This is a genomic window from Inhella sp., from assembly GCF_027532025.1.
Lineage (GTDB): Bacteria > Pseudomonadota > Gammaproteobacteria > Burkholderiales > Burkholderiaceae_C > Inhella.
Map to the genome: position 1 here is coordinate 15,523 of NZ_JAPZSY010000138.1, position 13,090 is coordinate 28,612.

At 66.9% G+C, this 13,090-nt stretch carries 11 protein-coding genes; 7 read left to right on the plus strand and 4 right to left on the minus strand.

Going from position 1 to position 13,090, the window contains the following annotated elements:
* Positions 1 to 94 precede the first annotated feature (94 nt).
* Complete coding sequence (locus tag O9335_RS16125) at positions 95 to 3,970, plus strand: FAD/FMN-binding oxidoreductase (protein WP_298390015.1); 3,876 nt, start codon at positions 95 to 97, stop codon at positions 3,968 to 3,970.
* Positions 3,971 to 4,047: 77 nt separating this feature from the next.
* Here the strand turns inward: O9335_RS16125 and O9335_RS16130 are convergent, their stop codons facing one another.
* Positions 4,048 to 4,872: an ABC transporter substrate-binding protein gene (locus O9335_RS16130; RefSeq protein WP_298390018.1), complete on the minus strand. Its 825-nt coding sequence runs from the start codon at positions 4,870 to 4,872 to the stop codon at positions 4,048 to 4,050.
* Positions 4,873 to 4,966: 94 nt separating this feature from the next.
* On the opposite strand from O9335_RS16130, the gene O9335_RS16135 reads away from it, so the two are divergent.
* Positions 4,967 to 5,404 carry an HIT family protein gene (locus tag O9335_RS16135; RefSeq protein ID WP_298390021.1) on the plus strand — a complete coding sequence of 146 codons (438 nt, stop codon included), beginning with the start codon at positions 4,967 to 4,969 and terminating at the stop codon, positions 5,402 to 5,404.
* Here the strand turns inward: O9335_RS16135 and O9335_RS16140 are convergent.
* A complete protein-coding gene (locus O9335_RS16140) occupies positions 5,375 to 6,184 on the minus strand; it encodes an ABC transporter substrate-binding protein (protein WP_298390024.1) in 810 nt (269 codons plus the stop codon). The genes O9335_RS16135 and O9335_RS16140 overlap by 30 nt on opposite strands.
* 228 nt (positions 6,185 to 6,412) lie before the next feature.
* On the opposite strand from O9335_RS16140, the gene O9335_RS16145 reads away from it, so the two are divergent.
* The 5 genes from O9335_RS16145 to ahpF all read left to right on the plus strand — a co-directional run bounded on the left by O9335_RS16145 (position 6,413) and on the right by ahpF (position 11,280).
* The gene (locus tag O9335_RS16145; protein ID WP_298390027.1) at positions 6,413 to 7,156 is read left to right on the plus strand and encodes a peptidase; all 744 of its coding nucleotides are present in this window, start codon (positions 6,413 to 6,415) and stop codon (positions 7,154 to 7,156) included.
* A gap of 383 nt (positions 7,157 to 7,539) precedes the next feature.
* Positions 7,540 to 8,529: a 2-hydroxyacid dehydrogenase gene (locus O9335_RS16150; RefSeq protein WP_298390030.1), complete on the plus strand. Its 990-nt coding sequence runs from the start codon at positions 7,540 to 7,542 to the stop codon at positions 8,527 to 8,529.
* Positions 8,526 to 8,801 (plus strand): hypothetical protein, encoded by a 276-nt coding sequence (locus tag O9335_RS16155; RefSeq protein WP_298390033.1) that lies wholly within the window; start codon positions 8,526 to 8,528, stop codon positions 8,799 to 8,801. The genes O9335_RS16150 and O9335_RS16155 overlap by 4 nt, the downstream gene beginning before the upstream one ends.
* A 98-nt stretch (positions 8,802 to 8,899) precedes the next feature.
* Positions 8,900 to 9,463, plus strand: a complete 564-nt coding sequence (gene ahpC, locus O9335_RS16160) for an alkyl hydroperoxide reductase subunit C (protein WP_298390036.1) — start codon at positions 8,900 to 8,902, stop codon at positions 9,461 to 9,463.
* A 212-nt stretch (positions 9,464 to 9,675) separates the two neighbouring features.
* Positions 9,676 to 11,280 carry an alkyl hydroperoxide reductase subunit F gene (gene ahpF, locus O9335_RS16165; RefSeq protein ID WP_298390039.1) on the plus strand — a complete coding sequence of 535 codons (1,605 nt, stop codon included), beginning with the start codon at positions 9,676 to 9,678 and terminating at the stop codon, positions 11,278 to 11,280.
* Positions 11,281 to 11,674: 394 nt separating this feature from the next.
* On the opposite strand, the gene O9335_RS16170 is transcribed toward ahpF, so the two are convergent.
* A complete protein-coding gene (locus O9335_RS16170; RefSeq protein WP_298390041.1) occupies positions 11,675 to 11,902 on the minus strand; it encodes a DUF6429 family protein in 228 nt (75 codons plus the stop codon).
* A gap of 12 nt (positions 11,903 to 11,914) precedes the next feature.
* Positions 11,915 to 12,895: an integron integrase gene (locus O9335_RS16175; RefSeq protein WP_298390047.1), complete on the minus strand. Its 981-nt coding sequence runs from the start codon at positions 12,893 to 12,895 to the stop codon at positions 11,915 to 11,917.
* Between the last annotated feature and the right edge of the window lie 195 nt (positions 12,896 to 13,090).

A 13,090-nucleotide genomic window follows, 5' to 3' on the forward strand; every position in this document is an offset into this window, starting at 1 on the left:
CTTGCGGCGGGGCCCCTCGGTTACCCTTCGGTCTTGTGCCCGATGGGTGCACCTTCCCCTGAAAAGCCGCTGCTCAGCGGCCCCCCTTTTCGCCATGAACGCCCCACTGCCGACGACCGCCCTGCTGGGGGTTGCCGACCCCGATCTCGCCAACGCCGACGCCCCGCGCCTGCGCGAGATTCCGTACAACTACACCTCGTTCTCCGACCGCGAGATCGTGCTGCGCCTGCTGGGCCCGCGCGCCTGGGAGCTGGCTTCCAGCCTGCGCCAGCAGCGCAACACCGGCCGCAGCGCGCGCATGCTGTACGAGGTGCTGGGCGACATCTGGGTGGTGCAGCGCAACCCCTACCTGGAAGACGACCTGCTGGCCAACCCCAAGCGCCGCCAGGCCTTGGTGGACGCGCTGATGCACCGCCTGCGCGAGGTGGACAAGCGCCGCAACCCGGCGGCCGACCCCGACCGCGACGCCGCCGTGGGCGAGCTGCTGCAGCTGGCCGGCGAGGCGGTGAACTGCTTTGCGGCGCGCTTCCGAGAGGTCTACGACCTGCGCAAGGCCGCGGCCAAGGCCCTGGGCAAGCACACCGCCAAAGACAACATCAAGTTCGACGGCCTGAGCCGCGTCAGCCACGTGACCGACGCGACCGACTGGCGCGTCGAGTACCCCTTCGTGGTGCTGACGCCCGACACCGAGGCCGAGATGGCCGGCCTGGTGGCCAGCTGCATCGAGCTGGGCCTGACCATCATCCCGCGCGGCGGCGGCACCGGCTACACCGGCGGCGCCGTGCCCCTGGTGTGGAAGAGCGCGGTCATCAACACCGAGAAGCTCGAGGCCCTGCGCGGCGTCGAGATGCTGCAGCTGCTGGGCCTGGACCGCGAGGTGCCCACGATCTTCAGCGAGGCCGGCGTGGTCACGCAGCGCGTGGCCGACTTGGCCGAGCGGCACGGCTTCGTGTTCGCCGTGGACCCCACCAGCGCCGAAGCCAGCTGCATCGGCGGCAACGTGGCCATGAACGCCGGCGGCAAGAAGGCCGTGCTTTGGGGCACGGCGCTGGACAACCTCGCCAGCTGGAAGATGGTCACCCCCGACGCCCAGTGGCTGGAGGTGCACCGCCTGAACCACAACCTGGGCAAGATCCACGACGTGGAGATGGCCAGCTTCGAGCTGCGCACCTTCGACGCCAGCGGCAAAAAGCTGCTCAAGACCGAGCGCCTCGACATCCCCGGCCGCGTGTTCCGCAAAGAGGGCCTGGGCAAGGACGTCACCGACAAGTTCTTGGCCGGCCTGCCGGGCATCCAGAAGGAAGGCTGCGACGGCCTGATCACCAGCGCGCGCTGGATCGTGCACCGCATGCCCAAGGCCGTGCGCACCGTGTGCCTGGAGTTCTTCGGCAATCCGAAGGACGCCGTGCCCAGCATCGTGGAGATCAAGGACTACCTGTTCGCCGAGGCCAAGAACGGCGTGCTGCTGGCCGGCCTGGAGCACCTGGACGACCGCTACCTCAAGGCCGTGGGCTACGCCACCAAGAGCAAGCGCGGCGGCTTCCCGAAGATGGTGCTGGTGGGCGACATCGTGGGCGACGACGACGACGCCGTGGCCCGCGCCACCAGCGAGGTCGTCCGCATCGCCAACGCGCGCAGCGGCGAGGGCTTCGTGGCCGTGAGCGCCGAGGCGCGCAAGAAGTTCTGGCTCGACCGCAAGCGCACGGCGGCCATCGCCAAGCACACCAACGCCTTCAAGATCAACGAGGACGTGGTGATCCCGCTCGAGCGCATGGGCGAGTACACCCTGGGCATCGAGCGCATCAACATCGAGCTGAGCCTGCGCAACAAGCTCGAGCTGGTGGGCGCGCTGCAGGCCTTCTTCGGCGGCCGCCTGCCCCTGGGCAAGACCGACGACGCGAGCGACATCGCCAACAGCGAGCTGCTGGAAGACCGCGTGGCCCAAGCCCAAGCGCTGCTGGCCGACGTTCGCGCCCAGTGGCAAGGCTGGCTCGATGGGATCGAAGCGCACTTCGAGAAGCTGCAGACCCAAGAGCTGCGCGCCAGCTGGAAGCGGCAGATCCAAAAGCCGCTGCAGTCGATCTTCAGCGGCGCGGCCTTCGAGCCCGTGCTGGCCGAGATCAAGCGCATCCACGGCGAGGTGCTGCGCGGCCGCGTGTGGGTCGCTCTGCACATGCACGCCGGCGACGGCAACGTGCACACCAACATCCCCGTCAACAGCGACAACTACGCCATGCTGCAAGCCGCCCACGAGGCGGTGGCCCGCATCATGGTGTTGGCCCGCTCGCTTGGCGGCGTGATCAGCGGCGAGCACGGCATCGGCATCACCAAGCTCGAGTTCCTCAGCGACGAGGAGCTGGCCGCCTTTGCCGACTACAAGAAGCGCATCGACCCCACGGGCCGCTTCAACAAGGGCAAGCTGCTGCGCGCCGGCTCCGAACCCGAGAGCCCCTTCGCCGACCTGACCAACGCCTACACGCCGTCCTTCGGCCTGATGGGCCACGAGTCGCTGATCATGCAGCGCTCGGACATCGGCGCGATCAGCGACAGCATCAAAGACTGTCTGCGCTGCGGCAAGTGCAAGCCGGTGTGCGCCACCCACGTGCCACGTGCCAACCTGCTCTACAGCCCGCGCAACAAGATCCTGGCCACCTCGCTCTTGATCGAGGCCTTCCTGTACGAAGAGCAGACCCGGCGCGGCATCAGCGTGCAGCACTGGGAAGAGTTCGAGGACGTGGCCGACCACTGCACGGTCTGCCACAAGTGCGCTTCGCCCTGCCCGGTGAAGATCGACTTCGGCGACGTGTCGATGAACATGCGCAACCTGCTGCGCAAGATGGGTCAGAAGTCTTGGCGCCCCGGCAACGCCGCGGCCATGTTGATGCTCAACGCCACCAGCCCCGAGACCATCAAGCTGGCGCGCACCGCCATGGTGGGCGTGGGCTTCAAGGCGCAGCGCCTGGCGCACGAGGTGTTGGGCAAGTTCGCGAAGAAGCAAACCGCCAAGCCGCCGGCCAGCGTGGGCCCTGCGCCGGTGCGCGAGCAGGTGATTCACTTCATCAACAAGAAGCTGCCCGGCGGCCTGCCCAAAAAGACGGCGCGCGCGCTCTTGGACATCGAGGACAAGGACTACGTCCCGATCATCCGCAACCCGGCCAAGACGACGGCCGACACCGAAGCCGTCTTCTACTTCCCGGGCTGCGGCTCGGAGCGCTTGTTCAGCCAAGTGGGCCTGGCCACGCAGGCCATGCTGTGGTACGCCGGCGTGCAAACCGTGCTGCCCCCGGGCTACCTGTGCTGCGGTTACCCGCAGCGCGGCAGCGGCCAGTTCGACAAAGCCGAACAGATGATCACCGACAACCGGGTGCTGTTCCACCGCGTGGCCAACACGCTGAACTACCTGGACATCAAAACGGTGGTGGTCAGCTGCGGCACCTGCTTCGACCAGCTGCAGGGCTACCGCTTCGAAGACATCTTCCCGGGCTGCCGCATCGTCGACATCCACGAGTACTTACTGGAAAAGGGCATCACCCTGGGCGAGGGCGGGGCCTACCTGTACCACGACCCCTGCCACAGCCCCATGAAGCAGCAAGAACCCATGAAGACCGTCAAGGCCTTGGTGGGCGACAACGTTCTCAAGAGCGAGCGCTGCTGCGGCGAGAGCGGCACCCTGGGCGTGACCCGGCCCGACATCAGCACGCAAATCCGCTTCCGCAAGGAAGAAGAACTGCAGAAGAACGCCGACGCGCTCAAGCAATTGGCGCCAGCCGCAGGCAACGACGTGAAGATCTTGACCAGCTGCCCCAGCTGCTTGCAAGGTCTGAGCCGCTACGGCAACGACCTGCAAAACGGGCTGCTGGAGGCCGACTACATCGTCGTGGAAATGGCCCGCAAGATCCTGGGCGACAACTGGATGCCCGAGTACGTGGCCCAGGCCAACGCCGGGGGCATCGAGCGGGTGCTCGTGTAGGCCACCGGACGACCCCCACCCGCACCCGCTCCGCCCAGCCTGGCCCTCAGGCCGTTCTCTGGCGCGATCGGCGGGCCTCAGGGCTTGGTGGGGGGCTGTTCGGCGGCAGGCAAGCCGTAGCGTTGGCGCAAGCGCTGGTAGGTGCCATCGGCTTGGAGCGCCAGGAGCGTGGCCTCGTAGCGTTGCACAAAGGCCAGGTCCGTCGTGGCCTTGCTGAAGGCCATGGCAGCGGGTTCGGCCGACACCACCAGCGGGGTGGCCACGATGCGGGTGTTCAGTTGGGCATGGGCCAACTCATGGGCGGCGGTCAGTTCGTCGGCCATCACCAAGTCCACCCGGCCCAGGGCCAGCATCTGCCACAAGCTGCTTCGGCGCGGCACCAGTTGCAGCCTGGCCCGAAAGCGCTCTTCCCCTTGCAGCGCGGCGTACGCGGGCCCGTACATCACCCCCACTTGGGCGCCAAAGATCCAGCCCTCGCGATGCAGTTCCTCCAGGCTTTGCCCCCGGTACCGAGGGCGATCGGACTCGCGGATGAAAACGAGGTTGCGCGACCGCACCATCGGCTTGGAAAAGTAGGCAAAGGTCTGCCGTTCCGGCAAGGGAAAGGCGCCGTCCAGCAAATCCAGCCGACCGGACTTGAGTTCGGCCAAGGCCCGAGCGAAGGGCATTTCTTCCAGTACCACCTGACAGCCCATGCGCTGCAACACGGCTTGCGCCAAGTCCACGGTCCAGCCGCCGATGCGCCCATCGGGCAGGCGCATGCTGTACGGGGGGTCGTCGCTCCAGCGCAGGCGTTTGGTGCACGTTGGGGCCGCCCAAGCCGGCAGGCTCAGGGCCAGGGCCAACAGCGCAAGCGCCCAAGGGATGGGGCGCCGAAGCGAGCGGGGCGGGGAAGAAGCCATGGCCTGAGGTTATCGGATGGAGGGCCCGTTTGCACGACCCGAGCGCCCCCGAAGCGTGGGAGGATGCCGCGCTTCAACTCCCGCGAGCGGCTCGATGACGCCCACCGATTGCCCCCTGTGCCACGACGACGGTGGCCTGCTGCTTCACCACCGCCCGCTGTATCGCGTGGTGCGCGTCACCGACACCCCGGCGCATCCGGCGTTTTATCGGGTGATCGTCAATGCGCACATCGCCGAATTCAGCCAGTTGGCGCCCGGGGAGCGGATGGCCGTGATGGAGGCGGTGGCCACTGTCGAGGCCGTGCTGCTGCAGGCCTTGGCGCCAGCCAAGGTCAACCTTGCGAGCCTGGGCAATGTGGTGCCACACCTGCACTGGCACGTCATCGCGCGCTTTGCCGACGACGCGCAGTACCCGGCACCGATTTGGGCGGCGGCCGTGCGCGAGCGCGGACCCGACGCGCTTGGTGCCCTGCACGCGCGGCTGGGTGCCGTGGACGACGCGCTAGGGGCGCGCTTGGGGCATCTGGCCTGAGGGCGTCAAGCCATAGGGCGCGAGCAACTCCGCGTAGCGCTGGCGTTGGCGCAGGTCGTTCAGGGCCTGATCGAAGCGTTGCACGAAGGCTTCGTCGGTGGTGAGTCGGCTCCAGGCGCTGCCACCGCTTTCCAGGGGCAGGGTCAGGGATGTGGCGCGGATCCGCTCTTGCAGACCCAGCTGGCGCAGTTCGTAAGCGGCCGTGAGTTGGTTCACCAGCACGCCATCCACGCGGCGGTGGTCGAGCATCTTCCACAGGCTGGGGCGGTAGGGCACCTGCTCGAGCTTGCTCGCTCGCACGGGGTCTTGCAGCAGTGCGGCGAACTCGCTGCTGTACACCACGCCCACCTGGCCGCCCAGCCGCCAGCCTTGATCCACCAGATCGGCCAGCCGCTGATGGCCCACGCGGGGCACGTCCTCGGCCCGCACGTAGAGCACGTTGTGCAGGTACAGCAGGGGCTTGGAAAAGCGTGCATAGGCCTTCCGTTCAGGGCGGGCCAGCGTGGCGGGGATGACGTCCACGCGGCCGGCTCGCAGTTCGCTCAAGGCGCGGGCGAAGGGCATTTCCGCCAGCCGCAGCTCGCAGCCCATGGTGGCGAGCAGTTCGCGGTGCAGGGCGATCTCGACACCACCCACGCTGCCGTCGGGCAGCCGCATGGTGTGCGGCGGGTCGTCGCTCCAGGCCAATGTCTTGACGCAACGCGCCTCTTTCGCCACCGCCAATCCAGCCAGCAGGGTCAGCCCGACCGTGAGGGTGGCCCGCAGCCATTTCCGGGCCAATGAAACGGGCTCGACGCAGGACGGTCGCTGAGGCATCCAGCGATGGTGCGGCCAGACGCCAAGCCTTGCAATCCACCCGGCCGACGATTCGTGCCGAGGTGATGCAAAGTTCGCACCGCCCCGCAGTGAATGCCAAGCCGCGCGGTGGTGCCGGCGCCTGGTCGCTTGGGGCGGGGACAATGGAAGCTTTCGTTTGGATGTCGGCTCTGGCCGACCCGTGACTGCGCCATGACCTACTGCGTTGCCATGCGCCTGCGCGCTGGGCTGCTGTTTGCGTCGGACACCCGCACCAATGCGGGCGTCGACCACATCGCCCAGTTCCGCAAGATGCACCTGTTTCACATCCCGCACCAGCGGGAGATCGTGCTGCTGAATGCCGGCAATCTGGCCACCACGCAGTCGGTGGTGTCGCTGCTCAAGCAGCGTCTCACCGAAGACCGGGATCACATGCTCAACGTGGGCAGCCTGTACGACGCGGCCGTGCTGGTGGGCAAAACGCTGAAAGAGGTGGTGGCCCGCGACGCCGACGCCCAGCACGGCCCGAGCCAGGGCGTGGACTTCGGCGCCAACTTCCTGCTGGGCGGGCAAATCAAAGGCGAAGGGCCGCGCCTCTTCCACATCTACCCGCAGGGCAACTTCATCGAAGCCACCGAGGACACCCCCTACTTCCAGATCGGCGAGAGCAAATACGGCAAGCCCATCATCGACCGGGTGGTGCACTACGAGACCACGCAGCTGCCCGAAGCCGCCAAATGCACGCTCATCAGCTTCGACTCCACCATCCGCAGCAACCTCAGCGTGGGCCTGCCCATCGACATGGTGCTGCTGCGCGCCAGCCGTTTTGAAGAACCCATGAAGGCGCACCGTGTGGGGGCGGACTCGGCTTACTTCCAGCAGTTGCGCAAGGGCTGGGGGGAGGGGCTGCGGAAGGTGTTTGAGGGCTTGCCGGATGAGCCTTGGTTCGAGACCTGAGCGGGTTGTTGTTCGTTCCCCGCTCTCAGTTCTCCGTTCTCCGTTCGCCCTGAGGGTTCGAAGGGCTCGCTTGGCTCGTTGAAGTCAAAGCCCGCAGGGGTTTCACCCCTGCACCCGAGCAGCCAACAGCCGGGAAACGGCGCAACAGGTTGAAGTCCGGGCTGTTCGGCTGCAGGCTGTTCTGAATTCGGCTGTTGCCCCGTTCGTAAGCGCCGAGCAGCGCAGGGCACCCCTGGCAAAGCCAGGGGCGCTGGAGCCGGGGCCAGCGCTTTTCCCCACTTTTGGCAAGACAAAAGTGGGTCGGGTGCAGGGGTGAAGCCCCTGCGGGCTCTCGGCCGAGGTCGTCACCCCAAACCCCGTCGCTAGCGGGTAGGCTCAGGCCCATGAAGATCGCCCTATTCAGCGCCAAGCGCTACGACCGCCTCAGCTTCGACGCCGCACTGCCCGCGCACCCGGGCCTGAGCCTCACGCACTTCGAACCGCGCCTGGACGCCGCCAGCGCCGTCCTGGCCGCCGGCTTCGACGCGGTGTGCGCTTTTGTCAATGACGACCTCAGCGCACCGGTTTTGGCCCAACTGCAGGCCCAGGGCGTGCGCCTGGTGCTGCTGCGCTGCGCCGGCTTCAACCAGGTCGACCTCAAGGCCGCCCAGGCGCTGGGGCTGACCGTGGCCCGCGTGCCCGAGTACTCGCCTCACGCCGTGGCCGAGCACACCCTGGCCCTGCTGCTGACGCTCATCCGCCGCACGCACCGCGCACACAACCGGGTGCGCGAGGGCAACTTCGAGCTCGACGGCCTGCTGGGCTTCGACCTGCACGGCAAGACCGTGGGCGTGATCGGCACCGGCCGCATCGGCCGCTGCGTGGTCAACATCTTTCAGGGCTTGGGTTGCGAGGTGCTGGTGCACGACCCCGTCCCGCACCCTGAGGTCACGGCGCGCTACGTGCCGCTGGACGAACTGCTGGCCGCCAGCAAGGTGGTGATGCTGCAGTGCCCGCTGAACGCCGCCACGCACCACCTGATCAACGCCGAGCGTCTGGCGCTCATGCCGCGCGGCAGCGTGCTGGTCAACACCAGCCGCGGTGCCGTGGTCGACACCAAGGCGGTGATCGACGCGCTGAAGTCGGGCCACCTGGGCGGCTTGGCCATCGACGTGTACGAGGAAGAGGCCGCGCTGTTCTTCGAGGACCACAGCGACGAGGTGCTGACCGACGACGTCTTCGCCCGGCTGCTGACCTTCCCCAACGTGCTGATCACGGCGCACCAGGCCTTCTTCACCGAGGAAGCGCTGAGCGCCATCGCCAGCATCACCTTGGGCAACGCCACGGCTTTCGCAGCCACCGGCAAGCCCGTGCACCCGGTGAGAGCCTCGTGAGCGACACCGACTGGAAGCTGCTGGCCCGCGGCCTGTCGGCCACCGACGCCCAACTGCTGTGCAACTGCCTGCACATGGCCAGCCTGCAGGCCGAGGCGGCGGACGTGGGCATCGTGCAAACGCATGGCTTGTTGAGCATCGCCGTGGGTGGTGCGAGCGTGCGTGTTCCGGCCCACCAACTGACCGAGGCCCAGCAGGTCATGGCCGCCTTTCATCGCGGTGACTTGGCGCTGGACGAGGATTTCGAGCCCGACGCCCCAGGCCCTCCATAGCCTTTGCCAAAGACGGTCATTTGATAAACCAAAGCTAACGCCATCCTTCTGTCGATACAGTTCATTTCATCCGTTCCACCCCTCCACCGGAGTTCACCATGTCCCTGATCAACACCACCGTCGCCCCGTTCAAAACCGAGGCTTTCCACAACGGCAAGTTCATCACCGTCACCGACGAGTCCCTCAAGGGCAAGTGGTCCGTGCTGATCTTCATGCCGGCCGCTTTCACCTTCAACTGCCCGACCGAAGTCGAAGACGCCGCCGACAACTACGCCGAGTTCCAGAAGCTGGGCGCCGAGGTCTACATCGTCACCACCGACACGCACTTCTCGCACAAGGTGTGGCACGAGACCAGCCCGGCCGTGGGCAAGGCCAAGTTCCCGCTGGTGGGCGACCCGACCCACACGCTGACCAACGCCTTCGGCGTGCACATCCCCGAAGAAGGCCTGGCCCTGCGCGGCACCTTCGTGATCAACCCCGAGGGCGTGATCAAGACGGCCGAAGTGCACTCGAACGAAATCGCCCGCGACGTGTCGGAAACCCTGCGCAAGCTCAAGGCCGCCCAGTACACCGCCAAGAACCCCGGCCAGGTTTGCCCGGCCAAGTGGAAGGAAGGCGCGGCCACCATCGCCCCGTCGCTCGACCTCGTCGGCAAGATCTAAAAAAGGTCCGGATCAACCGACTGCGCGGGCCGATCTTGGGCCTGCGGTGCTCGCCGTACGGATGTACGGCTGCGCGCCTCAGGCCCAATCTCGACCCGCTCGCGACGGTTGCTCTCGCACCTTTTGTGATGACCTCCTTGGATCGTTCTGTGCTGAAGTTGGCGGCCCGATGAGGGCTGCGGGCTGAGGCACGCCTGTCTCGAAAGCCCGCCATGCTCGAAGCCGCCCTCAAGACCCAACTCGCGACCTACCTGCAACGCGTCACCCAGCCCGTGGAACTCGTGGCCACGCTGGACGCTTCGCAAGCCTCGCAAGACCTGCGCGCCCTGCTCGACGAGGTGGTCGAGGCCGGCGGGGGTCGCGTCACCCTGCGCGTGGTCGACAACGCCGAGCGCAGCCCCTCGTTCACCATCGGCTCGCCCGGCCAGCCTGCCCGCCAGCGCTTTGCCGGCCTGCCCCTGGGCCACGAGTTCACCACCCTGGTGCTGAGCCTGCTGCAAGTTGGCGGCGTGGCCCCCAAGATCACCGACGAGCAGGCCGCGCGCATTCGCGCCCTGAAGGGCCCGCTCGCTTTCGACACCTACATCGGCCTGAGTTGCCACAACTGCCCGGACGTCGTGCAGGCGCTCAACGTCATGAGCCTGCTCAACCCGGCCGTCACCTCCACCGCCATCGACGGCGCGCTGTTCCAAGACGAGGTCAAGGCCCTCGACATCATGGCCGTGCCGGCCGTGTACGTGAATGGCCAGTCCTTCGCCAGCGGGCGCATGGACCTGGACGAGCTGCTGGCCAAGATCGAAGCCCAGTTCGACACCGCCGGCGCCGCCGAGCGCGCTGCGGCCCAGGCCGCCGAGCTGAGCGCCAAGGCCCCCTACGACATGCTCATCGTCGGCGCCGGGCCGGCCGGCGCCGCCGCCGCCGTGTACGCCGCCCGCAAAGGCCTGCGCGTGGGCCTGGTGGCCGACCGCTTCGGCGGCCAAACCCTCGACACCCTGGGCATCGACAACTTCATCTCCGTGAGCCACACCGAGGGCCCGCAATTCGCCCGCGCGCTGGAGAACCACGTTCGCGACTACCCGGTGGAGGTCATGGCCGGCCTGCGCGCTGCCAAGTTGGACACGGCCGGCGAGCCCGGCGCGCTGGCCACCGTGACGCTGGACAACGGCGGCCAGTTGAAAGCCCGAAGCCTGGTGCTGGCCACGGGGGCGCGCTGGCGCGAACTGGGCGTGCCCGGCGAAGCCGAGTACCGCAACAAGGGCGTGGCCTACTGCCCCCATTGCGACGGCCCGCTGTTCAAAGGCCAACGCGTGGCCGTGGTGGGCGGTGGCAACTCCGGCGTGGAGGCCGCCATCGACCTGGCCGGCATCGTCAAGTCAGTGACGCTGCTGGAGTTCGCGCCCGCCTTGAAGGCGGACGACGTGCTGGTCAAGAAGCTGCAAAGCCTGCCCAACGTCACCATCCTGACCCACGTGCAAACCCAGGAAGTGGTGGGCGAGGGCGGCAAGGTCAACGGCTTGCGCTACCTGCACCGCGAGACGGGCGAATCGGTCACCGTGCCGCTGGAAGGCGTTTTCGTGCAGATCGGCCTGGTGCCCAACACCGAGTGGTTGAAAGGCACGCTCGAGCTCAGCCGCTACGGCGAAGTCGTGGTCGACGCCAAGGGCGCGACCTCGGCGCCCGGCGTCTTCGCGGCGGGCGACTGCACCACCGTCCCCTTCAAACAAATCATCATTGCCACGGGCGATGGGGCCAAGGCCGCGCTGGGTGCCTTCGATGCCTTGATGCGCATGCCCAACTCGGCAGCCTTGCCGGCTTGACGCCCTGCGCTGGCTGATCGCCAAGACTTGCGGTCGTGAGGCCCCAACCTGGGCGCTCCAAGGCGATCTGGCTGATCGACCCATGGGCGACGGTTCGAGGCTGAGGCCGCAACCGATGGCTACCGGTTGCTTGTACTTGCACCAAGGGTGGGCTCGACCCTGAGCGGCCGTAGTGGGCGCCGACCCGAGCAGCCGCCATGTAGCGGCTGCTGAAAGTCTCGGCTGGCGTGCGTACGGCAGCAATGTGCCCCAAGCCGAACTTCACCGAGCCAAGGCAAAGAGATGAGGGCAGCCGCTCGCGGTAGGCCCGGCAGCCGACAGCAATGCACCCTCCAGCAGCCCACCACCCTGCGCCCATCGCCGTTTGCTTCCCGCCTGCCAAGGCAACAGCTGATCAGCGCTGCGCAAAAAGCCTTTGCATCAAGGCCTCGGCCTTCTCCAAGCCCCTTTCGGACAACACCACCGACTTGGCCTTGCTCATCGGGTCAGAAATCAGACCCTTCGCGTGGAGCCGGTTCATCGCGTCCCAATCGAAAGTCTTCCAGACCCGGTTCTGCTCGTGCAGCCCCAGCAACAGCAAGGCCAGCACGGCGTCGTCGATGCGGTCGGTGTTGAGATTCATGCGGGCCTCCGTTCAAGCCAAGCCCAAACCATCCAGTGGCGAGCGCACCGCGCCACCCCCCAGCTTCAGCACATGGGTGTAAATCATCGTGGTGGCCACGTCAGCATGGCCAAGCAAGTCTTGCACGGTGCGAATGTCGTACCCCGCCTGCAGCAAATGGGTTGCAAAGCAGTGCCGCAAGGTATGCGGCGTCACCAGCTTGGCGATTCGCGCCGACTGCACCGCCCGCTTGAAGGCCCGCTGAAAAGTCTGGTCGTACAGATGGTGCCGGCGCACCACCCCACTGCGCGGATCAGTCGAATGGTGGCCCTGCGGAAACACCCAAAACCAAGCCCAGCTGTGGCCAGCTCGCGGGTATTTGCGCTCCAGCGCATCCGGCAGCTCGACGCCGCTGCGATCCGCAGCAACATCCTCTTCCCAAAGCGCATGGGCAGCCAGCAACTGATCCTTCAGTGCCGCCTGCAAGCTGCCGGGCAGCATCACCACCCTGTCCTTCTTGCCCTTCCCCTGCCGCACCACCAAGGCTTGATGGCCGAAGTCCACATCCTTGACCCGCAGTTGCAGCGCCTCCGAGATTCGCAGCCCGGTTCCGTACAGCAGCCGGCCCAGCAAGCGGTGCTCACCTTGTAGCCCGTCCAGCACCGCCGTGACTTCGCTGGGCGTCAGCACCACGGGCACATGCCGTGAAGCCCTGGGCCGACCGATCTCCTGCATCCACGGCAGGGACAAGCCAAGCACCTTGGCGTACAAAAAGATCAGCGCGGCCAGCGCCTGGTTGTGGGTAGAGGGTGCGACCTTGCGCTCCGCCGCCAGATAACGCAAGAACGCCTCAACCTCCGGCGCGCCCAGTTCCATCGGGTGGCGCAGGCCATGAAAGCGAACGAAGGCTCGAATCCAGTGCACGTAGGCGTCTTCAGTGCGCAGGCTGTAGTGCAGGTAGCGGATGCGCTCACGCACCTGGTCCAACAGCTTGGGGGCCTTGAGGGGCGGCATCGGTGCCACCAGCCTGAGGGGCCGAACCTGGCCTCGAGGTGGGGCAAACTCGGTCTCGCGGCCGTGAGGGGCTTGCAGCATGATGGCCTCCTAGCATCGGCGCATTGCCTGCAGAGCACCTGCGGGATCGGCCGACTTAGGGCGCAGTTTGCTACTGGATAAAACAACAGTCAACAGGGGAGAAATGCATGACGG

Bases quoted from the DNA above. Each gene is read 5' to 3' on its own strand.
- ahpF (WP_298390039.1), top strand. From the start codon at position 9,676: ATGCTCGAAGCCGCCCTCAAGACCCAACTCGCGACCTACCTGCAACGC.
- O9335_RS16145 (WP_298390027.1), top strand. From the start codon at position 6,413: ATGACCTACTGCGTTGCCATGCGCCTGCGCGCTGGGCTGCTGTTTGCG.
- O9335_RS16175 (WP_298390047.1), bottom strand. From the start codon at position 12,895: ATGCCGCCCCTCAAGGCCCCCAAGCTGTTGGACCAGGTGCGTGAGCGC.
- O9335_RS16170 (WP_298390041.1), bottom strand. From the start codon at position 11,902: ATGAATCTCAACACCGACCGCATCGACGACGCCGTGCTGGCCTTGCTG.
- ahpC (WP_298390036.1), top strand. From the start codon at position 8,900: ATGTCCCTGATCAACACCACCGTCGCCCCGTTCAAAACCGAGGCTTTC.
- O9335_RS16130 (WP_298390018.1), bottom strand. From the start codon at position 4,872: ATGGCTTCTTCCCCGCCCCGCTCGCTTCGGCGCCCCATCCCTTGGGCG.
- O9335_RS16150 (WP_298390030.1), top strand. From the start codon at position 7,540: ATGAAGATCGCCCTATTCAGCGCCAAGCGCTACGACCGCCTCAGCTTC.
- O9335_RS16125 (WP_298390015.1), top strand. From the start codon at position 95: ATGAACGCCCCACTGCCGACGACCGCCCTGCTGGGGGTTGCCGACCCC.
- O9335_RS16135 (WP_298390021.1), top strand. From the start codon at position 4,967: ATGACGCCCACCGATTGCCCCCTGTGCCACGACGACGGTGGCCTGCTG.